This is a genomic window from Hymenobacter piscis (genome assembly GCF_018760735.1).
GTDB classification, from domain to species: Bacteria; Bacteroidota; Bacteroidia; order Cytophagales; family Hymenobacteraceae; genus Hymenobacter; species Hymenobacter piscis.
This window is the reverse complement of record NZ_JAHHZN010000003.1, coordinates 1-22,919: the sequence shown is the minus strand read 5'-3', so window position 1 is coordinate 22,919 and position 22,919 is coordinate 1. Positions and strand designations below refer to the sequence as shown.

Annotated in this window: 25 protein-coding genes and 1 tRNA gene; 12 read left to right on the top strand and 14 right to left on the bottom strand. The window is 63.5% G+C overall.

Translation table 11 applies throughout. The features are described 5' to 3' along the window. Positions 1–590: 590 nt before the first annotated feature. The 5 genes from KLP40_RS03970 to KLP40_RS03950 form a co-directional block, all read right to left on the bottom strand. On the bottom strand, positions 591–1,730 hold the full coding sequence (locus KLP40_RS03970) for a tetratricopeptide repeat protein (RefSeq protein ID WP_215592369.1): 1,140 nt from the start codon (positions 1,728–1,730) through the stop codon (positions 591–593). Positions 1,731–1,816: 86 nt separating this feature from the next. After that, on the bottom strand, positions 1,817–4,402 hold the full coding sequence (gene gyrA / locus KLP40_RS03965) for a DNA gyrase subunit A (protein WP_215592368.1): 2,586 nt from the start codon (positions 4,400–4,402) through the stop codon (positions 1,817–1,819). 140 nt (positions 4,403–4,542) lie between these two features. Then, complete coding sequence (locus tag KLP40_RS03960; RefSeq protein WP_215592366.1) at positions 4,543–4,785, bottom strand: hypothetical protein; 243 nt, start codon at positions 4,783–4,785, stop codon at positions 4,543–4,545. 91 nt (positions 4,786–4,876) lie between these two features. After that, entirely contained in the window at positions 4,877–5,098 is a 222-nt protein-coding gene (locus KLP40_RS03955; protein ID WP_215592365.1) for a hypothetical protein, read from the bottom strand. Between the two features lie 84 nt (positions 5,099–5,182). Further along, the gene (locus tag KLP40_RS03950) at positions 5,183–5,878 is read right to left on the bottom strand and encodes an HD domain-containing protein (RefSeq protein WP_215592364.1); all 696 of its coding nucleotides are present in this window, start codon (positions 5,876–5,878) and stop codon (positions 5,183–5,185) included. Positions 5,879–6,015: 137 nt separating this feature from the next. On the opposite strand from KLP40_RS03950, the gene parS reads away from it, so the two are divergent. The 6 genes from parS (at position 6,016) to KLP40_RS03920 (ending at position 10,758) form a co-directional block, all read left to right on the top strand. Then, entirely contained in the window at positions 6,016–6,468 is a 453-nt protein-coding gene (gene parS / locus KLP40_RS03945; RefSeq protein ID WP_215592363.1) for a type II RES/Xre toxin-antitoxin system antitoxin, read from the top strand. 70 nt (positions 6,469–6,538) lie between these two features. Next, positions 6,539–6,991 (top strand): RES family NAD+ phosphorylase, encoded by a 453-nt coding sequence (locus KLP40_RS03940; RefSeq protein ID WP_215592362.1) that lies wholly within the window; start codon positions 6,539–6,541, stop codon positions 6,989–6,991. 182 nt (positions 6,992–7,173) lie between these two features. Beyond that, entirely contained in the window at positions 7,174–8,604 is a 1,431-nt protein-coding gene (locus KLP40_RS03935) for a L,D-transpeptidase scaffold domain-containing protein (RefSeq protein WP_215592360.1), read from the top strand. 224 nt (positions 8,605–8,828) lie between these two features. After that, on the top strand, positions 8,829–9,401 hold the full coding sequence (locus KLP40_RS03930; RefSeq protein WP_215592359.1) for a fasciclin domain-containing protein: 573 nt from the start codon (positions 8,829–8,831) through the stop codon (positions 9,399–9,401). 152 nt (positions 9,402–9,553) lie between these two features. Beyond that, positions 9,554–10,207, top strand: coding sequence for a flavin reductase family protein (locus KLP40_RS03925; protein ID WP_215592358.1), 654 nt, complete (start codon positions 9,554–9,556; stop codon positions 10,205–10,207). Positions 10,208–10,356: 149 nt separating this feature from the next. Beyond that, entirely contained in the window at positions 10,357–10,758 is a 402-nt protein-coding gene (locus KLP40_RS03920) for a DUF4259 domain-containing protein (protein ID WP_215592357.1), read from the top strand. An 87-nt stretch (positions 10,759–10,845) separates the two neighbouring features. On the opposite strand, the gene KLP40_RS03915 is transcribed toward KLP40_RS03920, so the two are convergent. The 3 genes from KLP40_RS03915 to pdxH form a co-directional block, all read right to left on the bottom strand. Continuing rightward, positions 10,846–11,457, bottom strand: coding sequence for a Maf family nucleotide pyrophosphatase (locus KLP40_RS03915; protein WP_215592356.1), 612 nt, complete (start codon positions 11,455–11,457; stop codon positions 10,846–10,848). 59 nt (positions 11,458–11,516) lie between these two features. Further along, positions 11,517–12,839, bottom strand: coding sequence for a DUF1015 domain-containing protein (locus tag KLP40_RS03910; protein WP_215592354.1), 1,323 nt, complete (start codon positions 12,837–12,839; stop codon positions 11,517–11,519). A 146-nt stretch (positions 12,840–12,985) separates the two neighbouring features. Then, positions 12,986–13,636: a pyridoxamine 5'-phosphate oxidase gene (gene pdxH / locus KLP40_RS03905; RefSeq protein WP_215592353.1), complete on the bottom strand. Its 651-nt coding sequence runs from the start codon at positions 13,634–13,636 to the stop codon at positions 12,986–12,988. Positions 13,637–13,875: 239 nt separating this feature from the next. Here pdxH and KLP40_RS03900 point away from each other — a divergent pair, with 239 nt between their 5' ends. From KLP40_RS03900 to KLP40_RS03885, 4 genes are all read left to right on the top strand, one after another. Next, on the top strand, positions 13,876–14,442 hold the full coding sequence (locus KLP40_RS03900) for a YqgE/AlgH family protein (protein WP_215592352.1): 567 nt from the start codon (positions 13,876–13,878) through the stop codon (positions 14,440–14,442). A gap of 53 nt (positions 14,443–14,495) precedes the next feature. Beyond that, on the top strand, positions 14,496–16,814 hold the full coding sequence (locus KLP40_RS03895; RefSeq protein ID WP_215592351.1) for a DUF349 domain-containing protein: 2,319 nt from the start codon (positions 14,496–14,498) through the stop codon (positions 16,812–16,814). A gap of 156 nt (positions 16,815–16,970) precedes the next feature. Further along, positions 16,971–17,043, top strand: a tRNA-Thr gene (locus KLP40_RS03890). Between the two features lie 149 nt (positions 17,044–17,192). After that, positions 17,193–18,506, top strand: a complete 1,314-nt coding sequence (locus KLP40_RS03885; protein ID WP_215592349.1) for a tyrosine-type recombinase/integrase — start codon at positions 17,193–17,195, stop codon at positions 18,504–18,506. Between the two features lie 82 nt (positions 18,507–18,588). Here KLP40_RS03885 and KLP40_RS03880 read toward each other — a convergent pair whose 3' ends face one another. The 4 genes from KLP40_RS03880 to KLP40_RS03865 all read right to left on the bottom strand — a co-directional run bounded on the left by KLP40_RS03880 (position 18,589) and on the right by KLP40_RS03865 (position 21,016). Then, a complete protein-coding gene (locus KLP40_RS03880; RefSeq protein WP_215592348.1) occupies positions 18,589–18,831 on the bottom strand; it encodes a hypothetical protein in 243 nt (80 codons plus the stop codon). Continuing rightward, positions 18,828–19,202, bottom strand: a complete 375-nt coding sequence (locus KLP40_RS03875) for a hypothetical protein (RefSeq protein ID WP_215592347.1) — start codon at positions 19,200–19,202, stop codon at positions 18,828–18,830. Before KLP40_RS03875 ends, KLP40_RS03880 begins: the two co-directional genes overlap by 4 nt. Positions 19,203–19,289: 87 nt before the next feature. Next, on the bottom strand, positions 19,290–20,807 hold the full coding sequence (locus tag KLP40_RS03870) for a S41 family peptidase (protein ID WP_215592346.1): 1,518 nt from the start codon (positions 20,805–20,807) through the stop codon (positions 19,290–19,292). A gap of 20 nt (positions 20,808–20,827) precedes the next feature. Continuing rightward, a complete protein-coding gene (locus tag KLP40_RS03865) occupies positions 20,828–21,016 on the bottom strand; it encodes a hypothetical protein (protein ID WP_215592345.1) in 189 nt (62 codons plus the stop codon). A 101-nt stretch (positions 21,017–21,117) separates the two neighbouring features. Here KLP40_RS03865 and KLP40_RS03860 point away from each other — a divergent pair, with 101 nt between their 5' ends. After that, positions 21,118–21,522, top strand: a complete 405-nt coding sequence (locus KLP40_RS03860) for a thermonuclease family protein (RefSeq protein WP_215592344.1) — start codon at positions 21,118–21,120, stop codon at positions 21,520–21,522. A gap of 20 nt (positions 21,523–21,542) precedes the next feature. Then, on the top strand, positions 21,543–21,764 hold the full coding sequence (locus KLP40_RS03855) for a hypothetical protein (protein ID WP_215592341.1): 222 nt from the start codon (positions 21,543–21,545) through the stop codon (positions 21,762–21,764). Between the two features lie 62 nt (positions 21,765–21,826). On the opposite strand, the gene KLP40_RS03850 is transcribed toward KLP40_RS03855, so the two are convergent. After that, positions 21,827–22,252 (bottom strand): BLUF domain-containing protein, encoded by a 426-nt coding sequence (locus KLP40_RS03850; protein WP_215592340.1) that lies wholly within the window; start codon positions 22,250–22,252, stop codon positions 21,827–21,829. A 163-nt stretch (positions 22,253–22,415) separates the two neighbouring features. Next, positions 22,416–22,919: ATP-binding protein (locus tag KLP40_RS03845; protein ID WP_215592339.1), on the bottom strand; the 504-nt coding region annotated here is incomplete at its 5' end.

The window sequence follows — 22,919 nt, the reverse complement described above, 5'->3', positions numbered from 1 at the left end:
TATCTGCTTTAAAATTTGTAATTTGTATCTGGTCACAAGAAGTAGGAGTGGAGACGCTTGCAGGGAAATGCTTTCTGAGCTACACGCACCCATAAGCAGTTTAATCCCTCAGAGTGAGGCCGAAGTAATTGGCTGGCTAAGGTTCTGCAAGAGAACACTCGTTATTGACCAGCTGTGTATGATGGGTGGCGCTTATTACACAGGTATTACACAGGATGGTGAAATCTGAAGCCGCTTCTGAAGCCGCTTCAGAATCTCTAGCATTTAGCTATTATTGGCCCCGCTGATCAGATAAGGCAACTGTAGGTCGGCTCCTAATGTGTTGAGTTTATCGGGCGCGCGGCTCGCTGGGGGCTGCGCGCACATAGGTTGTGTAGGGTCAGGGTGCAGGACAAGATCAAGTCGCTACGCCACTTGCCGCGCAGGCGCAGTGTACTTGGATGAATAGAGCAACATAAACGCGCCAAATATCGACTAGTATTTTTGTCTTATAATTTATATTATGTTAAGTAATGTTCCGTAATTTAAGGCCCACAAGGCAGTGGGCCTTAAATCATCATCCCCTATCTCACTCAGGGGCACTTCACATGCTACTTCATCGAGTCCAGCTTAGCCGACATACGCTGCGAGTCAGCTGTACGACCTACTCGCAGATATGCCTTCTGCAAAGCACTGATGGTCGCCCGGTCATCCGGCTGCACTTCTAGCGCTTTCTCAAAGTACGGCAAAGAGTCCTGAAAGTACTTCTTACCATCGGCTTCGTATTTCTTGCCCGACTTCTGGTATTCCGCCAGAGTCATTTTACTGGCTTTGGTATAAAGCTCAGCCGCTTTGTTGTAGTTATAGATACCCAGGTTGAAGTTGGCTTCAAAATTTGCCGGCTCTACCTCAACCGCTTTTTTGTAGGCAGCTAAAGCCAAAGCGGGTTGCTTATCCTGGTCGAGAATGCCGCCTTTTACGGCATACAGATTTGCGTTGGTGGGGTCAGCGGCAATGGCGCGGTCGATTTTTTCGAGAGCTTCTTTGCCCCGGCCGGCGCTCAGGTACATGTTCAGTTCCTCAAGCATGAACCCTTTATTGGTCGGGTATGCCACCAGTGCATCCTGCACGACTTTCATAGCGGCGGCATCATCTTTTTCCTGGCGGGCAATCTGCAAGAGGCGGCCGTACATCTGGGGCGTTTTGTAGCCGATACCCTGGAGCTTGCCATACATTTCCTTGGCCCCGCCAAAATCCTGGTTGGCTTCCGCAGCATAGGCAGCGTACAGATACGCCGTCGTGTCCTGCGGACGGATTTCCTGGGCCATCCGGTACGAGTCAATGGCCTTGGCGAAGTCCTTGCTGTTGTAGCTCTCCACACCGGCATTCAGCGCCAGTCCGTATAAGCCGTCGAGCTTAGCTGCGGCCTGCTTTCCGAACTCGCCGTCTTTGCCGTCGAGGCTCAGGGCTTTGGAATACGATTCGAAGGCCGTTTTGGTGCCTTCCATCACGGGCAGTGATTTGCCATAAATCGGACTGGCTACGATGCCTTCGTAGATTTCGCCCCGGGTATACCAAGTTTTGGCTTTGCCCTGGGTTTTCTCGTTCATGGCTGCCTTGTCGATTTCGACGCGGGCTTTATCGAGCGTACCCTGGCGCTGGTACAGGATGGCATTGGTAACGGCCGAGTTCTGGGCCGAAGCGGTGTGCAGGGCCGCAGCGGCCACGAGTGTCAAAATAGTCTTCTTCATGGGAGTTTGCTGAAGAATGTGCGGTTTGGTGGAAAGGAATTGTAACGCAAACGGCAGAACTCCCGGGGGAGTTCTGCCGTCGCAAGTTAATTAGCGCTGAGCAAATCCGGGTCGGTGAGCCCGGTCAGGTCCGCGTCGGGTGCGGGGGCCGGCCCCTCCCCGTCCGCGTTACCGTTGGGGGTCTGCCCTGCCAGCGGCTCCGTTTCCGGCTCAATTTCCTTTTCCTCGGCCGCCACTTTGGCCACCGACGAAATTTCGTCGCCGTTACTGATTTTCAGCAGGCGCACGCCCTGGGTGGCGCGGCCGATGCTGCGCAACTCGCTCATGCGCAGGCGGATGGTAATACCCGACTTATTGATAATCATCAGATCATCCGTGTCGTCCACAGCTTTGATGGTCACGAGCAGACCGGTTTTATCGGTCAGCTTCATGGCCCGCACGCCTTTACCGCCGCGGTTGGTGATGCGGTACTCCTCGAGCGGACTGCGCTTGCCGTACCCGTTTTCGGACACCACCAGCAATTCCTGCTCGCTGTCCTTGTCAAGGCACACCATACCCACCACCCGGTCATTGGCCATGCTCTCGTCGAGCGTAATGCCGCGTACGCCGGCGGCGGTACGGCCCATGGAGCGCACCTTGTGCTCGGGGAAACGCACGGCCCGGCCGGAGCGCAGCGCCAGTACGACCTCGGAGTTGCCGTTGAGCAGCTGCACGTCGAGCAGCCGGTCGCCTTCGTTGATGGTGATGGCGTTGATACCGGCGGTGCGGGGGCGCGAGTAGGCTTCGAGCGGGGTTTTCTTCACTGTGCCCTGCTCGGTGCAGAACATCAGGTACGTATTATCGAGGTAATCCGGGTCGCGCAGGCCGCGCACGTTGAGTACGGAGCGGATGTTGTCCTCGCGCGGAATCTCGATCAGGTTCTGAATCGGCCGGCCCTTGGTGTTCTTGCCGCCCTCGGGCACTTCATACACTTTGAGCCAGAACACGCGGCCGGCTTCGGTGAAGAACAGCAGGTACTCGTGGGTGGTGGCCACAAACAGGTGCTCCGTGAAGTCGTCCTGCTTGGAGGCAGCCCCGCGGGCCCCCACTCCTCCCCGGCCCTGGGCCCGGTACTCATCAAGGGCCGTGCGCTTGATGTAGCCTTCGCGGGAGATGGTGATGACCATGCTCTCATCGGCAATCATATCCTCCATTGAGAAGTCGCCGCCGGCGTACTCAATGCTGGTGCGGCGGGCGTCGCCGTAGCGCTCCTTGATTTCGGCCAGCTCCTGGCGGATGATGTCGCGCTGCATCTCATCGGAAGCCAGGACGGCTTTCAGGTGGTCGATGAGGGCCATCAGGTCGTTGAACTCCTGCATGAGCTTGTCGCGCTCCAGGCCCGTGAGGCGCTGCAGGCGCATGTCCAGAATGGCGCGGGCCTGCACCTCGCTGAGGGTGAACCGCTCGATGAGCTGGGCCCGGGCCACATCGCCGTCGCGCGAGCCCCGGATCAGGGCAATGACTTCATCCAGATGATCCAGCGCGATGAGCAGGCCTTCCAGAATGTGGGCCCGCTTCTGGGCTTCGGCCAGCTCGTAGCGGGTGCGGCGCACCACCACGTCGGCGCGGTGCTCCACGAAGTAGTGAATCAGCTCCTTGAGGTTGAGCGTCATCGGGCGGCCTTTTACCAGGCACACGTTGTTGACGCCGAACGAGCTTTGCAGCTGGGTGTACTTGTAGAGGTTGTTGAGCACGACCGTGGGCATGGCATCGCGCTTCAGGTCGTAGACGATGCGCATCCCGTCGCGGTCCGACTCGTCGCGCAGGTCAGCAATGCCCTCGATTTTCTTCTCGTTGATCAGGCCGGCGGTCTTTTCAATCATCGAGGCCTTATTCACCATGTAGGGAATTTCGGTGATGACGATCTGCTCCTTGCCGGTCGGGGTGGTTTCGAAGTGGGCCTTGGCCCGCATCACCACCCGGCCGCGGCCGGTTTCGAAGGCCTGCTTCACGCCCTCGTAGCCGTAGATAATACCGCCGGTCGGGAAGTCGGGGGCCGTCACGTGCTCCATGAGCTCGGCAATGGTGATATCGGGGTTGGCCAGGTAGGCCACGATACCGTCCACTACTTCCGTCAGGTTGTGCGGGGCCATGTTGGTGGCCATGCCCACGGCAATGCCGGTGGTGCCGTTGACGAGCAGGTTGGGGAACTTGGCCGGCATCACCGAGGGCTCCTCCAGGGAGTCATCGAAGTTGGGCTGGTAGTCCACCGTATCCTTATCCAGGTCGCCGAGCATTTCGTCGGAGAGGCGCTTGAGGCGGGCTTCGGTGTAGCGCATAGCGGCCGGCGAGTCGCCGTCGATGCTGCCGAAGTTGCCCTGGCCATCCACCAGCGGGTAGCGCAGGCTCCACTCCTGGGCCATGCGCACCATCGTGTCGTAGACCGAGGAGTCGCCGTGGGGGTGGTACTTACCCAGCACCTCGCCCACGATACGGGCACTTTTCTTATAGGATTTGTTGTACGATACGCCCAGTTCCGACATACCGTAGAGCACGCGCCGGTGCACGGGCTTCAGGCCGTCGCGCACATCGGGCAAAGCCCGGGAGATGATAACCGACATCGAGTAATCGATGTAGGCCCCACGCATCTCATCTTCAATGTTTATCGGAATGATCTTTTCGCCTTCCGCCATAGGGAGCATGTAGTCGGCCGGCCAGCCCCGGCTAAGGGGGTTGGACAGCCCGTGAGAGTGAACTTCGTTAAGCCTGCAAGATACACAAAAAAACGCGTTCTGCCGCCGTTAAAACCCGATTTACGGGCTCCACCGGGCGCCTATTTGAGCGTTTTGCTCCGGTCGTTTTTATGCTGGCCCGACTTGGGGTTGTGGGTCTTGATTTTCTCCCCGATGGCCGGGTTCTGCTTCTTGAACCAGGGCTGACCACGGAACTTGCTGCCGTTGTGGAAGTGCACCTTACGGGTATGGCAGGACTCGATGGGACAGGTACGGCAGGAAACGGCCAGCAGGGCCGTCAGCACCAGTACAGAAAGGCGGGAGAGCAACAGACGTGTATTCATTCGAGTAAAGATATCAAATTAGGTGCAGGCCCATTGCAGTACCAGCCGCCACCGGCGTGCCCCAGACCCGCCCCCCGAACTCAAAATTCCTTTAGTGCCCGGCCTGTTTCAGTTGGTGTACCTGCGCCAGCGTGTACACATGGTACACAATACCCAGCCGCCGGGCATTGTCCTCCACCGTTTGCTCAAAACCGGCCTGCCGACGCCGTTCGTTCACTGTGACCGCCTCCTTGATTGGCCAGATAATCTTGAGGTATTTCTTCGTGCCCGTAACCGGGTCTAAACACCCGATCAGGCAATTGAGTATAGACACGGTGGCAGAGGACAGGAAAGGCTGAAGCTTGGCAACAGGACAGGCTGGATACGGCTCGGCAAAACGCGAAGCAAACGCTTCGCACTACAGTTTTTGGCCTTTTTGTTCGCCCACGTCCTCCCCTTCCCACTCGCGCAGGAACTGGGCCAGAAATTGCTCCAGGTAGGCGTGGCGCTGCTCGGCCACCCGGCGCGCGGCGGGCGTGTTCATCCGTTCCCGCAGGTGAAGCAGCTTTTCGTAGAAGTGGTTGATAGTGGGCGCCGTGTTCTGCTTGTAGCTCTCGAACGAGTCGTGGGTGACGGGGGGAACGGCCGGGTCATGGAGGGGGCGGTTTTTGTGCCCCCCGTAGGCGAAGGCCCGGGCCACTCCGATGGCCCCGATGGCATCGAGCCGGTCGGCGTCCTGGACCAGTTCCCCTTCCACCGTGCTCATGGGCGTGGCCACGCCCAACCCCTTGAAGCTGATTTCACGGATGATGGCCTCCACCTGGTTTATAACGGCGGGACTGGCCTGCTGGCTGGTCAGCCAGGCCCGGGCAGCGCGGGGGCCGGCCTCCTCGTCGCCGTCGTGGAATTTCCAGTCGGCCACGTCGTGGAGCAGGGCGCCCAGTTCGGTTACCAGCGGGTCGGCCCCGGGCGTCTGGGCGGCCAGGCGGCGGGCCACCTCCCACACCCGGCGGATGTGCTCCCAGTCGTGGCCGGAGCCTTCGTGGAGGAATTTAGCGCGGATAAACTCGGCGGTGCGGGCAATCAGGTCAGCATCGGCGGCGGAAAGAGCCATCAGGAGCAAGGGAAAAGGGTGTCGGGCAAAAGTACAGCAAAACGGGCCACGTCATCCGGGCACGGCGGCGGAACCAAGCGGCCGGTTTGGAAGTTTACTCGTATATTGTCGTCAAATGACGCGTAAAATTTCCGCAAATGACAACTGTTCGTAACACTTCCGTCGCCAGCATGGTGGAGTTGATGGGCGGCCCGGCCGTGATTCCCCAGCTCGTGCGCAACGAGATGGATCTGCTGGCCGTGGCCATCAAGGGCATTTCGGTGCAGGCTGTGCGGGCCCTGCAGCGTCACCTGGGCTTTTCCAACCGGGAAATGAGTGCCGTGCTGGGCGTATCGGAAAGCACCCTGACCCGGCGCGAGCAAACCCGCAAGCCCCTCACCCTCGACGAAGGCGAAAAAGCCATTCAGCTCTCGGCCGTGCTGGCCAAGGGCATGGAGGTGTTCGAGGACGAGCAGGAGCTGCATTTCTGGCTCAACTCCCCCATTCCAGCCCTCGGGGGGCAAAAACCCAAGCACCTGCTGCACTCGGTTATCGGGCGCGCCCAGGTTCAGGACGTACTCGGCCGCATCGAACACGGACACTTCTCCTGAAGAAGCCAGGAGCCGGGAGCACCAATTCCGAATTCTAACTCCTCTCTCCGTCACTCCTGACTCCTCAAACATGAAACTTTACCGGCTGGGCAAAGCGCCTTATATAGCGGATACGTCGGGGCAGGGCGGGTTGTATTACGGGGGGCGGTGGCACCGCATCGGGAGCCAGATTCTGTACACGGCCGAGCATTTGTCGCTGGCCAAGCTGGAGGTGCTGGCTAATTCGCCGGTGCTGCCGCGCAAGTATTTCGCCCTCACGCTGGAAATCCCCGACGACACGCCCTACCTGCAGTACCGTCCGGCCGATTTGCCGGCCAACTGGCAGCAGGTCCCCTACCCGGCCGTACTGGCCGAACTGGGCGCCGCCTGGCTGGCCGAGGGCCGGTACTGGATCCTGCGCGTGTCCTCGGCCCACGCTCCCGACGAGTGGAACTACCTGCTCAACCCCCTGCACCCCGACCACAACCGACTCCTGCGGGTGCTGAGCGTGGAGCCTCACCCCTTTGATGCCCGCCTGAAGTAAGTCCGGCCAGCAAGAGTCGGCCTGGCCAACGGAACCCGTGCCGGCTATGCCAATAGGATAAATCGATTTTTCTGCTGAACTTATAGAAGTAGCCCTGAGCCAGCGGGTACCACCTGCCGGCTTGGGGGCCGGGCCCATCTCTACAGCGGGCCCGGGTTCGGTCATCTTCTTTCCCAGCCGGCATGAACCGCATCAGAAGGATTACCCAGCTGGTTTTCCTGGCGCTGGCCTTGTCCTTGAGCCCGGGAGCCGCCGCCGGGGGTCCGGCCGCCCCAACGCCCACCGGCGCCCGGGCCGAGTTGCGTCAGCTGCTGGACGCCAGCGCGGAGGCAGTGGCCCGGTACGAGGGCCTGGGCCTGCGGGCCGAAGCTACCGTCCGGGCGTTCTACCGCCAGCACGAGTCGACCACGTATTGGGTAGCCGATTCAGGCTGGACGCCCCGGGCCCGGGAAGCACTGGCGCTGCTGCATCGTTCAGCCGACGTCGGCCTCGACCCGGCCCGTTATAGCCGGCCGCCTTTCACCGATCTGCCGGCCCAGGTACCCGTGCCGGCCGCCGACCTAGCCCGGGCGGAGCTTCATCTCACCGATGCCCTGCTGCAGTACCTGCACGAGCTGCGCTACGGCCTGCTCACAGCCCATACGCTCACGCCTCGCCCCACGGCCGACAGCCTGACGGCGCAGGCCACCGCCGACCTGCTGCACGCGGCCCTGGCGGCCCCCGACCTGGCGCCGGCCCTGCTGCGCAACCAGCCCACTGCCCGCGCCTACCGCCTGCTTCAGTCGGCCTGGGTGCAGGCCCTGCATCAGTCCCCGCTCGATTCAGCCCGGCTTATGCAGGATACCACGGCCGGCTTCCGGCGCGTGGCCCTGAACCTGGAGCGCCTGCGCTGGAGTGCTCCCGCCGACTCGGAGTACGCCGTCGTTAATATTCCCGCCTACCGGCTGCAGCTCGTGCGCGACGGGCGGGTGGTGCTGACCCACCGGGTAATTGTGGGCAAGCCGGAGTTTCCGACGCCCGTACTCAGCAGCGAGGTGGTGGTGTTTGTGGTGGCGCCGGAGTGGCGCGTACCCTACAGCATTGCCGTACGCGAGTTTCTGCCCGAACTCCGGCGCGACCCGGGCTACCTCTCCGACCACCACTACCGCCTCTACGACGGCCGTAACCGCCCGGTAAACCCCTGGCACATTAACTGGAAAAAGATTACCCCGGAAACCTTCGTCTATGCTATCCGGCAACGGGCCGGCTCCTTTAATGCCCTGGGTAATGTGGTGTTCTACTTTCCCAACCAACACACCGTATTTCTGCACGATACGCCCGCCCGCGCAGCTTTCCGCCTGGCGGACCGGGCCCTGAGCCACGGGTGCGTGCGGGTAGAAAACCCGTTTAAGCTCGCCGATTACCTGCTGCGCCGCGAAGGCCGGGCCCGGGAGCTCGTGGGCCTCTACCAGCGGGTAAAGGCCCACGAGAAGCAGACATTCCGGTTACAGCGCAGCCTCCCGATTTACCTGCGCTACTACACCTGCGAAACCGACAACGGACGGCTGGTATTCCTGCCCGATGTTTACCACCAGGATGCTCAGCTGGCGGCGGCCTTGTTTGAAAACAGCTGACAAAATGGCCAGGAATAACCGGATATCTTCAGCATCATTTCCTGTTTTTTTAATTATTTCTGCTGTCTTTTTTTAGCCACAGAATGCACGCATCATCAGGTTGTTGCCCATAGCCAGCAGGACCGGATCCGTTGTTTTTATTACCGGGGTCAATCCAACAGGGAACATGGGGCGTAAGTGAGGGAAATAAATTCAAAATCCTCCTTCAAATCCCCCGAATCCTGATGAAAAAGCATTTGTTTTCCCTCGCCTTCCTTGCCTTATTCAGCGCCGCATCTGCTACTTCCGTTTCGGCCCAGGCCAAGATGACTCCCGGCACCGTTACGGTGGGTGGACAAGCCATGTACCCGAATAAAAACATTGTGGAAAACGCGGTTAATTCGGCCGACCACACCACCCTGGTAGCCGCCGTAAAAGCGGCCGGCCTGGTGGAAACCCTGGCAGGCAAAGGCACATTTACAGTGTTTGCCCCCACGAATGCCGCTTTCAACGCCCTGCCCGCCGGCACCGTAGAAACGTTGGTTAAACCGGAAAACAAAGCCACGCTCACCAGCATTCTGACCTACCATGTGGTAGCCGGCAACATGACGGCGGACAAAATTATGGCCGCCATCAAAGCCGGCAAAGGCACGGCTACGCTCAAGACCGTTAGTGGCGGCACTCTGAAGGCCATGATGAACGGCCCGAAAAATATTGTACTGCAGGACGAGAAAGGCAACCTGGCTACGATTTCAACTTACGATGTCATGCAAAGCAACGGCGTCATTCACGTAATAAACAGCGTGTTGATGCCCTAGTACGGCAGCAACGTTCTAAATAAAACGGGTTTCTCCTTTCAATTAAATTAATTGAAAGGAGAAACCCGTTTTATTTAATGCTATTTTCATTTCACAACTTTTCCACATGCTATGGGTTGTGCTATTCTACCTGTTGTCACCTCCGTTTTTTTATGCCTCATTTCAGCGCCGAGCATATCCACCAGTTGGAGAAAGTGTACCGGCTCAACCTCATCAATGCCATTACCGGCTTCAAACCCGTCAACCTACTGGGCACTGTGGCCGCCTCGGGCCAGACCAACCTGGCGGTTATCAGCTCGGTGGTGCACCTGGGCTCCAACCCACCCCTGCTGGGCCTGGTGATGCGCCCGCCCTCGGTAGAGCGCCACTCCTACGACAACATCCGGGCCGGCGGCACCTACACGCTTAACCACGTGCACACCGACATAGCCGCCGCCGCCCACCTGACCTCCGCCAATTATCCGCGGGAAGTTTCCGAGTTTGCAGCAACCGGCCTGACGGAAGAGTTTCTCGATGGCTTCCCAGCGCCATATGTACTGGAAAGCCCGATAAAAATAGGGCTGCGCCTTCTTCAGCACGTGCCCATCGAGGCCAACGGTACGGTCCTCGTCATCGGCCAGGTGGAACACGTCTACCTGCCCGATACGCCCGGCGTGCTGCGCCCTGATGGTTCCCTGGACCTGGCCGCCGCCGGCACCGTGGCCCTGAGTGGCCTCGATACGTACTACGCGGCCCGCCCCGTGGCCCGCTACGGCTACGCCCGCCCCGGGCAGCCCCTGCCCGAGCTCTCGCTTGACGGTGAGTAGTGAGTAGTGAGTAGTGAGTAGTGAGTAGTGAGTAGTGAGTAGTGAGTAAAATACGGCGGGCGGCTCCTGGGAGTGGGAACTGTTACCTTTGCGGGGCTGGGGGCTTCTTGTTCTGAACCCCGGCCAACTCCCCCAACCCCAACCCGCCGATGGCTTTGCACAACTTTGATAACGATGACGCGGCCGATTTTCTGGCTGACTTTGCCGACGACCCGAGTGAGGTTCAGCTGCTAGAAGTGCTGGTAACGGCCGCCGAAGAAGAAGGCTACCTGGAGCGCGATGCCGCCGCCGCCGCCCTGGCCGCCGCCGAAATCGTGGCCGCCTGGCGGGGCAGCCCCGCCCCGGCCTTTCCGCCCGAGCTGCTGGCCCCCACCGACGAGCTGGACGTGAGCGACGAGGACGAGCTCCCGGACCTGGCCCGCCGGGCCGTGCAGGCGGCGCTGGGTCAGTCCGCCAAGTCGGAACTGCAGGAGCTGTGGCAGGCCTCGGGCCAGCTCGCCCAGTGGCGGGCCGTGCAGCAGGATTTGCTGCAGCGCCTCAGCGCCGAATAAAACCCGCCTGACCCGATAACGCCCCAGCCCGTCGTACTGAGTACCGCTCACAACGACGGGCTGGGGTGTTTTGGTACGCCCGAGAAGCTACACGCCCACGGCGCCCAGTCTGGCCAGCTCTTCCCACACGCGGTGCACGGGCAGGCCCATCACGTTGAAGTAGGAACCTTCCAGCCGCGTGACGGCCACCATCCCGATCCAGTCCTGGGCGCCGTAGGCCCCGGCCTTGTCGAGCGGCTGGTACTGGCGGACGTAGTGCGTGATTTCGGATTCCGTGAGCGGGCGGAAGTGCACCCGGGTTTCGTCGGAAAATATCACCTGGCGGCCGTCGGCGCAGCGCAGGCACACGCCGGTATACACCTCGTGGGCGCGGCCCTGCAGGCGCTGGAGCATGGCCACGGCCTCGGCCTCGTCGGCGGGCTTGTTGAGCACGTCGTCGTCGAGGCACACGATGGTATCGGCCGTGATGACCAGCTCGTCGGGGGCCAGGTCGGGGGCGTAGGCGGCGGCTTTGTGGGCGGCCAGGTATTCGGCTACTTCGGCCCGGCGCAGGGTGGCGGGAAAGGATTCCTCGACTTCGCGCAGGCGCACTTCGTAGCGCAGGCCCAGGTCGGTGAGCAGCTGGCGGCGGCGGGGCGAGCCGGAGGCCAGCACCAGCCGGGGCCGGCCGGGTATCGGATCAGGAGCAGGTAACGACATAGCGGGCAGCAGCGTCCGGCCCGGCGCGCAACACCGCGGGTCGGGCCGGACGGGCAGATTTAAACGTGAAAGACGGACAGGAACGGGGCCTCGGTTTCGGATTCGCGGATGCTGCTGAACAGAAATCCTCCGATGGTTTTGGGGAAGAAGAAGGTGGATTTGGGCGGCATCACGGCCCCGGAATGGCACACGCGCTCCACCTCGGCCATCGTCACCTCACTGGTAATAAAGGCCGCCCGGGCCTCGCCCCGGTCCACGCGGGTGAGACACTCGGGGAAGTTGCGCACGTAGGCCACCCCGGGCCACTGGCGCTGGGCCTCGGGCCCGACGATGCCCAGCACCCGCTCCAGCACGAAGTAGTGCAGCACCGTCAGGTCCAGGGCCTTCACCTCAGGCGTAGTCAGCCAGTCGAGTTGGGCGTGCACTTCGGGGCGGAGGCGGATTTTGTACACCTCGCCCTCGCCCAGGTAGAGTCCGAAGGCCCAGGGCTTGCCGGCAATGCGTTCGGGCAGGTCGTAGGGGTCCTCCAGCGTGAGCACCGTGAAGTAGGGTTCCAGCCGGGCCAGCAGCTCGGCCGGGCTGTTGATGCCGGGCAACTCCAGCAGCAGGCGGTGGGTGGGCAGAATGCGCAGGTCGTCGGCGGCGGCGTTGGTCAGGTACATCAGGTGGAAGTTCCAGGCTTCGCGGCCCGTGTAGGCAGCGCCGCCCGCCGCCCGCCGGGCCTGGCGGTAGGCCAGGGAACCCTCGTAGCGGTGGTGGCCGTCGGCCAGAATCACCTGCCGGGCGGCCAGTACCTGCTGAAACCGCCGGATGATGCGCGCGTCCTGAATCACGGCCAGCACGTCGCGGGCGCCCTGGTAGTCCTCCGCCGTTTCGTAGAGCGGGTGGCGCATGGCCTCGTCGAGGTAGCCCTCCAGCTCGAAGTCCTCGTCGCGGTAGAGGCCGTGGGTGGCGCTGGTCTGGAACTCGGTGCGGGCCAGCAGCTCGGCCCGGTCGTTGACGGCGGCGGGCAGCGTGTTTTCGTGGCGCAGCACCACGTTCTCGGCCCAGTCGTAGGCCCGGATGTGGCACATGAAGCCCTTGCGGCAGAACTCGCGGGAGCTGCCGGGCAAGCGGAAGTACTGGTAGTAGGCGTAAATGCCCGGCAGCTCATCGAGTTGCAGAATGCCTTGCTGCTGCCACTGCTGCAGCCGCGCCCGGGCCGCGCCGGCCGGGTCCTCGCCCCGGGGCACCGAGAGGTGGATGCTGTTGAGCGCGTTCTGATACAGCGCCTCCCGCTGCCGGGCCGACACCACGTCGAAGAGCGGCGACACGTACTGGTCAATCTGCTGGCTTAGCGCAGGGCTGTAGCGCCAGCCCCGCAGGGGTTGAATTTCGGCCAAGATGTAGTGTTTAGTAGGTAGTGCTTCGTGCTTGGCAAGCTGCTGCCTAGTGGGCGATGTATAGGTCCATAAAATCTTTGAGGTGTGATATTCTGCCCACTGTCAAAAAACTAAGTCCTATGCACTACCCACTAGGCACTAATAAGTCAGGGGGCCAGGCGATGGCGGTTCCAGGTGCCGGCGGTGTGCTCGTAGAGGATGCGGTCGTGCAGGCGCGAGGGGCGGCCCTGCCAGAACTCCACCCGGTGGGGTCGCAGCAGGTAGCCGCCCCAGAATTCGGGGCGCGGCAGCGGCTGCTGGCCCTCGAAGCGGGCGGCCACCTCCTGCTCGCGGGCTTCGAGAAACTCCCGGCTGGCAATGGGCTGGCTCTGGGGGGAGGCCCAGGCCCCGATCTGGCTGCTGCGCGGGCGGCTCTGGAAGTAAGCGGTGGAATCCGGTTCGGGCACTTTCTCCACCCGGCCCTCAATGCGCACCTGCCGCTCCAGCCCCGGCCAGAAAAACGTGAGGGCCGCCAGCGGACTGGTGGCCAGCTCCCGGCCCTTGCGCGAGTCGTAGTTGGTGAAAAACAGGAAGCCTTCATCATTAGGCAGGCCCTTGAGCAGCACGATGCGGGCGGCGGGCTGGCCGGCCGCGTCCACGGTGGCCAGGTTCATGGCCGTGGGCTCGTCGAGGCGGGCTTCCAGGGCTTCCTCGAGCCAGCGCCGGAACTGGGCCACCGGCCCGGGCAGCACGTCGGCCTCGGTGAGGGTACGCTGGGAATAGGTCTGGCGCAAATCGGCCAGTTGCTGGTCGTTCATAAGCGGAATGGAGCTAAAAGGAGTCGCCACCTACAAGCGATACGCCGGCTGATTGGTTTACACAACGTGCGCCTGCTGGCAACTTATGGCGGGGAGCTCACGCGGGCAAAGGTAGCACAATGCCCGTCGGCGGGGAACCCGTTTCGGTCCGTCCAACGTAGGCAGGAACCGGCCTGCGGCGGCAGCGGGTTCCGCCCTTCGCGCCGCCCTACCCTTCGCTCACTAAATCCCGACTCCCCATGCCGCGTCTTCGTCCTGGTAGTCTGCTCATTTCCCAGCCCTTTCTGGGCGACCCGAACTTCGAGCGCACCGTGGTGCTGCTCTGCTCCCACTCGGAGACTGATGGTTCGTTCGGGCTGGTGCTCAACCGCCCCGCCAACCTGCAGCTCAGCGACGTGCTGGAGCTGCCCGGCGGCGCGGACGGGCTGGCCGCGGCCCTGCCCCTGGGCATCGGCGGCCCCGTCCAGCCCGACACCCTGCACTTCCTGCACCGGCTCCCCGACCTGCCCCAGGCCGTGGCCCTGGGCGAGGCGGTGGCCTGGGGCGGCGACTTCGGCCAGCTGCTGGACCAGCTCCTTCAGGGCCGGCTTTCCCCTGATGCCGTGCGCCTGTACGTGGGCTATTCGGGCTGGACGGCGGGGCAGCTGGCGAAGGAAGTGCGGGAAAATGTCTGGATTGTACACCCCAATGCTGCCGCGAAAGTGTTTACTTTGACTACGGATGCCTTCTGGCAGGCCATCCTGCGGGAAAAAGGCGGCCGCTACCGCATGCTCTCCAACTACCCCACCGACCCGCGCCTGAACTAATTCGCCTCATCCAGCACCCCGCCGCCGCCGCGGGGGCTTCCTTTCTGATGCATATGCAACCCGACCAACCGACCCCCAACTCCACGGATTCCAACGCCCCGGCGGAGTCGCCCCAGCAGATTCTGGAGCGCCGCCTGGCCGAGCTCAGTGCCCGCCCGGCTTCCCCCGCTTCTGCCCCCGCTTCCGAAGACATTACCGAGCGCCCCGTCCAGGGCACCCCGCCCCTGCCCGCCGACCAGCCCACCGGCGCCGGTACCGCCGAACCGGACGCCGACACGACTGAAGCCACCACGCCCGGGCCCGGTTCGCCTGAAGCCGGGGCCCTGCCAGAATCCGTACCCCACCTGCCCGACAACGCGGACGCGCCCGACGTGCATTCGGCCAGCCAGGCCCGGGCCGTGGCTCACTACGGCACCATTCCCCACGGCGAAGCGGAGCCGGAATCGGAAGCCCCCGAGGCCCAGCCCACCGCCGAACAGCCGGAAGCCGAGGCTCCGCACGTCACGCCGGTAGTAGACGTGGCACCCACCGAAACCGTAGCCGAAGCGCTGGAAAACGCACCGACGGTGGGCTCGCTGCCGACCTCCTCCGACGCGGCCGCCACTACGCCCGCTACTGCGGAAGCTGCCCCGACCCCGGAGCCGGCCACGCCCACCGTTGATTTCGACGGACTCGATCGGGCGGGCCAGACCACCCACCTGCTGGAATTGCTGCGCCACCCCCAGGCCCGCAAGAACCGCAAGTCCATTTCCGACCTCTACCGCCGCTACGATACGGCCCTCAAGACCGAGCGCGCCAGCAGCCGGGAGCAGTTTCTGGCGGGCGGCGGCGCGGAGGAGGAATTCTCCTACGCCGGCCCCGAAGGCCACGCCGAACTGACCAAAGCCTACCAGGAATTCCGCGACTCCCGGGCCCGCGACGCCAAGGCCGAGGACGAGCAGCGCGGCAAAAACCTGGCCCACAAGCAGTACCTGCTCTCCCAGCTGCGTCAGCTGGTGGAGTCGGCCGAAACCAAGGACAGCTCGGCCCGCATCAAGGCCCTGCAGAACGACTGGAAAGCCACCGGCCCGGTGCCCCAGCAGGAGGCCCAGGAACTCTGGAACAGCTACCACGCCCTGCTCGACATCTATTACAACAACCGCGGCCTGTTCTTCGAGATGAAGGAGCTGGACCGCCGCCGCAATCAGGAAGCCAAGGAAGCCCTCATCGGGCGGGCCGAGGCCCTGGCCCAGCAGAGCAGCATCAATAAGGCCCTGCAGGAGCTGCGCCAGCTGCACGAAGAGTGGAAGCACATCGGCCCCGTGCCCAATGAGCAGCGCGAAACCCTGTGGCAGCGCTTTTTGCAGGCCTCCGAGCAGGTGCACAACCGCAAGCAGGAGTTCCTCTCGGCCCGCCAGAGCCAGGAAAACGCCAACCTGGAGCGCAAAACGGCCCTGCTGGAGCAGCTGCTGCCTTTCGGCGACTTCGAGACGGAGCGCGTGAACGAGTGGCGCGCCAAAACCGACGAGCTGCAGAAGCTCAAGGAAGCCTGGGATGCCGCCGGCCTCGTGCCCCGCGACAAGGCCGAACAGATGAACAAGCAGTTCTGGGGCGCTTATAAGGGCTTTTTCCAGAAGAAAAACCAGTTTTTCAAGGCCCTCGACGAGGAAAAGAGCACCAACCTCAAGCGCAAGCTGGACCTGTGCGAGCAGGCCGAAGCGGCCCTGCAGAACCCCGATTGGGAGGAAGCCCGCCAGACCGTTATTCGCCTGCAGAAGGATTGGAAGCTCATCGGCCGGGTCCCCGAAAAGCAGTCGGATAAGGTCTGGAACCGGTTCCGCACGGCCTGCGACGCCTTCTTTGACCGCAAGAAAGAGGAAGGCCGCCAGCGCGAGCACCAGGCCCAGCAGCTGAGCCAGGAGCAGACCCAGCATTTGAGCCGGGTAAGCGAAACGGTAGCCGCTCTTTCGGCCGACCAGCCCGGCACCCTGGAGGGTTTCCGCCAGCAGGTAGCCGAGTGGCGCGCCTTCGACGGAGCCGCCTCGCGCAACGCCAGCCAGGCCGATGAGCGGTTCCAGGCCCTGATGGACCAGTACCTGACCCAGGTGCCCGACCTCTCCTACGCCGACCGCACCGACCTGCTCTTCAGCCTGCAGGTCGAGCGCCTGAAAGCGTCTCCCGATTCGCAACAGCTGCTTTACAAGAAGGAGCAGACCCTGCGCCGGGAAATCAACGAGCTGGAAAACGACATTTCGACGCTCAAAACCAACCTGGAATTCTTCGCCCGCTCCAAGAATGCCAGCCAGCTCCGCCAGGAGTACCAGGGCCGCATCGACGAGGCCGAAGCCCGCATCGATGGCCTGAAGCGTCAGCTGCGCGCCGTCCGGAGCTAACCTGGTCATAGTCTCTTTCATAAAACACCTCCTTGCCGAATGCGGGGAGGTGTTTTTAGTTTGCGGAAATTCAGTTAGTTAGTTTTAGGAGCACAGAAAATCCGCCTGATAGTTTGGCCCCTTGACTTTAGCCGCCTACTTTTGCACCACTTCCCCGCCTCCTTAGCTCAGCTGGTAGAGCAACTGACTTGTAATCAGTAGGTCGTTGGTTCGATCCCGACAGGAGGCTCACATTATCCCTACCGAAGCACCCGGAAAATGCTTTCTCGCACCGAGAAAGGCGTTTTCCGGGTTTTTTGCGTTTCGGGGAATTGGTACTTCCGGGCGCGAATCTTTCACTTTAAGGCGGCAGCGACGCTACCCTCTACGCTACCCTTTATGGTTACCCAATTCGTGCTGCGTAAGCAGAAGCAAAACAAAGCGGGAGCTTGTCCCGTGTACCTGCTCGTCTATTTCGACGGGGCCCGGCTGGCCTGCTCCACCGGCGAAAAGTGTAAACCCACCGACTGGAACCCCGAGCGGCAACAGTTCCGGCGCTCCTACCCGCTGGCCGAGGACGCCAACGCCCTACTGGCCCGCATGGCCACCGACGTGCTGGCTTGGTGGCGCGCCGTGCGCGCTGCCGGCCAGACCCCTACCGTAGCCGGCCTGAAAGCCGCCCTGCGGCCGGCCCCGGCGCCCGCGCCCGCCCCCGAGCGGCTGGTGGTCGCGGAAATCATGGATTTCCGCGAGGTCATGCGCCGGCGCGGGCTGATGTGGAACACGCTGCGCCACTACCTGGTCACGGCCAACTGGCTGCGCGACTTCGAGCGGTGGGCCGGCCGCAAGCTCACGGTCAGCGGCTACGACCTGGCCACCCACGACCTGGTGCTGGCCTACCTGCGCCACGAGCGGGCCCTCAGCCCCAATTCCCTCTACACCGTGGGCAAGGACCTGCGGCGCCTCTTCGGCTACCTGCGCGAGGAACGGGGCCTGACGGTGAGCGTGGAGCCCCGCAAGCTGCGCGTGGCCTGTCAGGACACGGAGAAAGTGTACCTCACGGGGCCGGAGCTGGAGCGCCTGCGGGTGACGGTGCTGCCTACCACGCTGGCGCCCGTACGGGATGTATTTCTGTTCTGCTGCTATACCGGGCTGCGCTATTCCGACGTGCTGCAGCTGCACGGCGGCAACGTGGAGGCCCTGCCCGATGGCTCGGGCCGGGTGCTGCGCCTGACCCAGACCAAGACCCGCACCCGGGTGAGCGTCTACCTGACAGCCGCCGCCGCCAGCCTGCTGGAAAAATACGCCGGTCCCGAGCGCGAAGGCCCGGGCGCCCGCCTGCTGCCCGTCTACCAGAACCAGGTGATGAACCGCTACCTCAAACGCATCTGTCAGCTGGCCGGCGTCACGGCCGGCGTGGAAGTCGTGGAGGTACGGGCCGGGCAGGTGATAAAGTCCATGCGGCCCAAGCACGAGCTGGTGACCATGCACACGGCCCGCCACACCTTTGCCACCCAGAGTCTGCTGCGCGGCATGCCCGTGGAAGTGCTGCAGAAGATTCTCGGCCACGCCAGCATCAAGACCACGCTCGTGTACGCCAAAATCGTGGAGGACTTCCAGCACCAGACCATGCGCCGCATCTGGGAAGACGCCCCCACACCCGCACCGGTAGCGGCCGATACGATCTGCACGGTGGAATCGTCGGCCGCCTGATCAGGCAGCGTATGTGCTACCCAAACACCCCGGCCCACTGAGTGAGTCGGGGTGTTTGGGTATAGCCAGTACAGGCCCCGCATTATCTGAGTGCGGCTGGGGTAACACGAATCTGGTCGCGCAGCTGCCGCAGACGGCGGCGCTGCCAGAGGCGAACCAACAGCAGCAAGGCCAGCAGCCCCGGAATCAGCAGCAGCAGCACCCAGGTATTGGCCTCGGGGTAGCTCGTGCCGGTGAGATTGGCCAGGTTCACCATGAAGTCGACGCAGTACCAGTAGGCCAGCCGGCCCAGGCGCAGCAGCAGGGAGAAGAAGGAGCCGATCATGGACGGACGGAGTGAGAGAGGTGGCGGATGGCGCGGGCGTCGCGCAGCACGGCGTAGGTCAGGCGCAGCAGCAGCAGCGGGATGACGACCAGGAACACGAACAGGTTGGCCAGCACGTAGGCGGCCCCGCCCCCGCCGGCCGACAGCACGCGGATGGTAAGTCCGTAGAGCGGGCGCAGCCGGTAGTAGGCCGGGCTGGTGGCCGGCGTTGCGTGCGGGCAGGCGTGGTCGTGGCAGAAGCGGGTGCAACGGCCGGCCACCAGCGCCGCCGTGGGCGGGTGCGGGGCGGCAGAGTTGACGGCGAAGCCCAGCAGCAGCGCCAGCACGGCCAGCAGGACGGTGAGCAGCAGGGGGCGGAAGACGGGCAGCATGGGCGGAATCAGAGAACTCAACGGCAAGGAAGCACTTACAAATCATTCCGGGGCCAGGGCAAAACCGCAGCCCGCCCGGCGGGCTCCCTACCGGGCGTGACGGGAGGCTGCCTGCGCTTCCAGCAGCCGCAGGGCAGTCTGTAACTGCGTATCCTGGTGCTGCAGATAATCTTCGTAGGACTGAACTACTTCTATGTCGGGCAGGATGCCCCGGCCCACTGGCTGCGTAGCGCGCCGGAGCACCTGCTGCTCCAGATCGACCAGCGAAAACCGGGTGATGATGCCGGAGTGCGGCAGCTGGTAGGCGACGGGGGTATGGCCCGTGTGCCCGTAGTACCCCCCGATGGTTTCCGTGCCGATGACCACCGCCTCGGTATTGCCGCGCACCAGGGCCGCAAACAGGGAGGCGGCAGAAGCCACTTCCTGATCCACCAGCAGGTAGAGGGGTTTGGTGGTATGCAAGGCATTGGGCGGCCACACCGGGTTCCAGCGGGCCCGCTGGTAGTGGCGGCCGGCCGTATCGGCCGGCCCGAATTCCCGGTGCAACGCCCAGGTTTCTGCCAGCTGCTCAACCCAGCGGGCCAGGCCCCGGCTTTCCGTGAGCTGGTGCGCCCGGGCGGGCAGACGGCGGCAGCGCACGAAGGCCGACGTATTTTCCCGAAACGGCTGACGGGCCAGGTAGCTGAACGTGAGCAGATCGTTAGGGTCGGAGCCGCCGCCGTTGCCACGGATATCGACCAGAACGGCGGCAATGGCCGGCCGGTCGCGAATCAGGGTGAAGCACGAATCCAGGAAGAGAGCATAGGCCCGGTGCGCTCCGGAGCGGGCGTTGTCGCCGATGTCAAACGAGCGGATGGTGAGCACGGCGGCCGCCCCGCGCAGCTGCAGTCCGTACGGCCGGCTGGCGGCGGGCTGCTGCAGGGAGTCGAGCAGGCGCGAGTGCCGCTGCCGGCGGCGGGCCACAACGGCCGCATACGGCACGGCAGGCAGCGCCCGCACGACCGGCGCGGAGTGTCCCGGGAGCCGCACGGCCACCCGGAACGTATCCTGGGGGCCGTAAGCGGCATGGTAGAACCGGGCAAAGTGCTCCCCCAGCGCCGGGTAGCGGCCGGTGGTATTGGTACCGTCGGTGGTGTAGTAGCGCCCCAGCGTGGCCTGCAGCTCCGGCAGCGCCTGCCCGTTGATGGTCAGCAGCTCGGTGCCGACCGGCCAGGGGCCCTGCCGGTCGTCCAGCCGCAGCCGGCCCGCCACCAGGCGCACCAGGTACGGAAAGTACGCCGGCTGCTGCTCGCCTGCCTGCTGCAGCTTCGCGGGCAGTTCGGTATCGTTGTGCAGGCTGCCTTCCAGATCCGTGAGCCCGACCACCAGCCGGTAGAGCTGCAGCACGCTCAGGCCCTCCCCGACCTGACGGCTGGCCGCGGCGTACGCGCTGTCGAGCTGGGCCCGCGTACGGTATTTGTACGTCCCGGCGTGCGCCCGCTCGCGCAGTTGACGCAGCAGCTGCAGATCAGCCAGGGCCTGTGCCCGGGTCAGATGGGGACTGGCTGGAAACGGAGCGGGCTGGCCCAGCCCCGGGCGACCGGCGAGCAGCAGCAGAACGGCCAACAGCCCCCAGGGCCACCACCTCATCGCAGGGCGGCGGCTACCTCCTGCTCGGGCAGGCCGGTGAAGCGGCAGAACTCCCCTACCGACACGTAGGAGCCGGCGGGCTTGCCCAACTGCCGGCGCAGGCGCTGGAGCAGGCGCTTGGCGCCCTCGTTGCTGTGGCCGGTGAGCGTGGCCACGTCCTTGGGAAATACGCAGACCTGGGGCATATCGGGGTATCGTGGGGTAGTATCGGAAAGTGAAGATACGAACCAGCCCGATGCCGTACTAAGTTCGGCCTATGCAGGTATTCAGAGCACTTCTGGCGAGTATGCTGCTGACCAGTAACTGGTCGGCTCAGGCCCAGGTGCGCGCCAGCCGGCTGGCCCGGCTGCTGCTCCCTGCCCCGGCCGCCGTTACGCTGCCGACTTCCCCGGTCTGGCAGCTGCTGCGGGTGGAGCGGGTGGTGGACGCCGACACCTACGAGGTGGCCGCCGGCGGCGGCCGGGTCCGGGTGCACCTGCTGGGGGACGACGCTCCGGAAGCGGACCAGCCCTTCGGGCCCGAGCCCGTAACCGGTGGAGCCCCACCTGTGGCGCGGCCTGGGCAACGAAACGAATCGGCGCAACCGGGGCGGCTGCCCCCGGCTGCAGCAAGGCCGCTGAAGCAGCCGTTTTTCTCACCTCTTTTCCATTTTTCCGATGGCACGTATTCGGAGCCTGCTCGGCGGCATTGAAGGCCACGGGCCGCGTGAGCGTGCGCTTCGCCGACAACAGCAACGGCAACACGGCCCTGGACACGGATGGCGTCAAGGCCGTGGTGGTCAACAAGGCCACCGGCCGGGTGGTGGGCTCGGCCGACGCGGACGTGACCCGCGGCGACGGCAGCCCCGGCCTCGAGGACGGGGCGAGCAAACGCCTCTGGGAGCCATGGCGGATGTTTAAAGCAAATCCAGGCTCACTCGGTCAGCGGCAGTGAAAAGCAAAATACAGTGAAAATTGCGCGCTAGCAGTTTTGGCGCGCACTGACTCATCCGCTGCTCAGGAAGACTTCTTTAAAACAAAGGATTGCATCATTTCCAGCAATAAGGCATCCGCCGCACTCATCGTAGGTTTTTGCAATTCCAGCTGTTCGGGCGCTGTGTACGCCGTAAGCTTGCGAAACTCCTCGGGGGAGGCCACCTGAAAGGCCATCGACCAGGAAGCAAAACTCCGCTGGCTGATCTGCTTGTCCGCCAGCTTCACCACACTGGTATGGCGCGGGTCGTTCAACAGCTTCGCGTACAGCCGGGCCAGGCTGGCCTCTTCGCCTTCGATAATCTGCATGAATTGCTGGTCGCCATAGATCAGCACGCCGGTGATGCCCTGCGCAGCATTGGCCTGCTGAGCCTGCACCAGAAGGTGCTTGAGCTCGGGCTCCTGCAGCGGTTGAGCCTCGCGGCTCATGTAAATAAGGTGATGGAGCATTGTCTTTTACGGTTGTGAATGCGCTGGAGGGGGGTGAACAGAGAAGGGCTAACCACGACGAAGTGCCGCAGGAGCAAACCGGCTCATCATTAGATGATACGCGCGTAGCTGATTGCGGGTCAACAAGCCTCCCGCCTGCCCTGGTAGATGCGGGCGGGAGGGCTTACGAGTTTTTCCAGTGAATGGTGAACGTGGTGCCCTCCTGCAGGGTGCTGGTTACCGTCACCTGCCCGCCGTTGCTGCGCACGATGCGCTGCACCAGGTACAGGCCCACCCCGGTTCCCTCGATGGCCGGGTGCTGGCGGCTGAAGAGCTGGAAGACGGGGTTGAAGGGATCCTGCAGGTTCATGCCCAGGCCGTTGTCGGCTACTTCCAGGGCCGGGTGCCCCTGCGGCGTGAGGTAGGTGCGCAGCCGCAGCCGAAGCGGGCGGGCGGGGTGGGCGAACTTGAGGGCGTTGCTGACCAGGTTGTGCACGACCGAGCGCAGGTTGGCCCGGCTGTAGTACAGGCCGGGGGCCTGGGCCACCTCCACCTCCACCTGGGCCTGTTGGTCGATGATCTGCCCGCGCAATCCCAGCAGCACTTCTTCCAGCAGCAGGCCCATGTCCAGCAACTCCACCGGGTCCTGGTGCGCGCGTTGCGTCTGTACGGTCTGGGCCAGATCCAG

What these genes read in the sequence shown, in the direction of transcription:
- KLP40_RS03970 (WP_215592369.1), bottom strand. Translation starts at nt 1,730, where the DNA reads ATGAAGAAGACTATTTTGACACTCGTGGCCGCTGCGGCCCTGCACACC.
- gyrA (WP_215592368.1), bottom strand. Translation starts at nt 4,402, where the DNA reads ATGGCGGAAGGCGAAAAGATCATTCCGATAAACATTGAAGATGAGATG.
- KLP40_RS03960 (WP_215592366.1), bottom strand. Translation starts at nt 4,785, where the DNA reads ATGAATACACGTCTGTTGCTCTCCCGCCTTTCTGTACTGGTGCTGACG.
- KLP40_RS03950 (WP_215592364.1), bottom strand. Translation starts at nt 5,878, where the DNA reads ATGGCTCTTTCCGCCGCCGATGCTGACCTGATTGCCCGCACCGCCGAG.
- parS (WP_215592363.1), top strand. Translation starts at nt 6,016, where the DNA reads ATGACAACTGTTCGTAACACTTCCGTCGCCAGCATGGTGGAGTTGATG.
- KLP40_RS03940 (WP_215592362.1), top strand. Translation starts at nt 6,539, where the DNA reads ATGAAACTTTACCGGCTGGGCAAAGCGCCTTATATAGCGGATACGTCG.
- KLP40_RS03935 (WP_215592360.1), top strand. Translation starts at nt 7,174, where the DNA reads ATGAACCGCATCAGAAGGATTACCCAGCTGGTTTTCCTGGCGCTGGCC.
- KLP40_RS03930 (WP_215592359.1), top strand. Translation starts at nt 8,829, where the DNA reads ATGAAAAAGCATTTGTTTTCCCTCGCCTTCCTTGCCTTATTCAGCGCC.
- KLP40_RS03925 (WP_215592358.1), top strand. Translation starts at nt 9,554, where the DNA reads ATGCCTCATTTCAGCGCCGAGCATATCCACCAGTTGGAGAAAGTGTAC.
- KLP40_RS03920 (WP_215592357.1), top strand. Translation starts at nt 10,357, where the DNA reads ATGGCTTTGCACAACTTTGATAACGATGACGCGGCCGATTTTCTGGCT.
- KLP40_RS03915 (WP_215592356.1), bottom strand. Translation starts at nt 11,457, where the DNA reads ATGTCGTTACCTGCTCCTGATCCGATACCCGGCCGGCCCCGGCTGGTG.
- pdxH (WP_215592353.1), bottom strand. Translation starts at nt 13,636, where the DNA reads ATGAACGACCAGCAACTGGCCGATTTGCGCCAGACCTATTCCCAGCGT.
- KLP40_RS03900 (WP_215592352.1), top strand. Translation starts at nt 13,876, where the DNA reads ATGCCGCGTCTTCGTCCTGGTAGTCTGCTCATTTCCCAGCCCTTTCTG.
- KLP40_RS03895 (WP_215592351.1), top strand. Translation starts at nt 14,496, where the DNA reads ATGCAACCCGACCAACCGACCCCCAACTCCACGGATTCCAACGCCCCG.
- KLP40_RS03885 (WP_215592349.1), top strand. Translation starts at nt 17,193, where the DNA reads ATGGTTACCCAATTCGTGCTGCGTAAGCAGAAGCAAAACAAAGCGGGA.
- KLP40_RS03880 (WP_215592348.1), bottom strand. Translation starts at nt 18,831, where the DNA reads ATGATCGGCTCCTTCTTCTCCCTGCTGCTGCGCCTGGGCCGGCTGGCC.
- KLP40_RS03875 (WP_215592347.1), bottom strand. Translation starts at nt 19,202, where the DNA reads ATGCTGCCCGTCTTCCGCCCCCTGCTGCTCACCGTCCTGCTGGCCGTG.
- KLP40_RS03865 (WP_215592345.1), bottom strand. Translation starts at nt 21,016, where the DNA reads ATGCCCCAGGTCTGCGTATTTCCCAAGGACGTGGCCACGCTCACCGGC.
- KLP40_RS03860 (WP_215592344.1), top strand. Translation starts at nt 21,118, where the DNA reads ATGCTGCTGACCAGTAACTGGTCGGCTCAGGCCCAGGTGCGCGCCAGC.
- KLP40_RS03850 (WP_215592340.1), bottom strand. Translation starts at nt 22,252, where the DNA reads ATGCTCCATCACCTTATTTACATGAGCCGCGAGGCTCAACCGCTGCAG.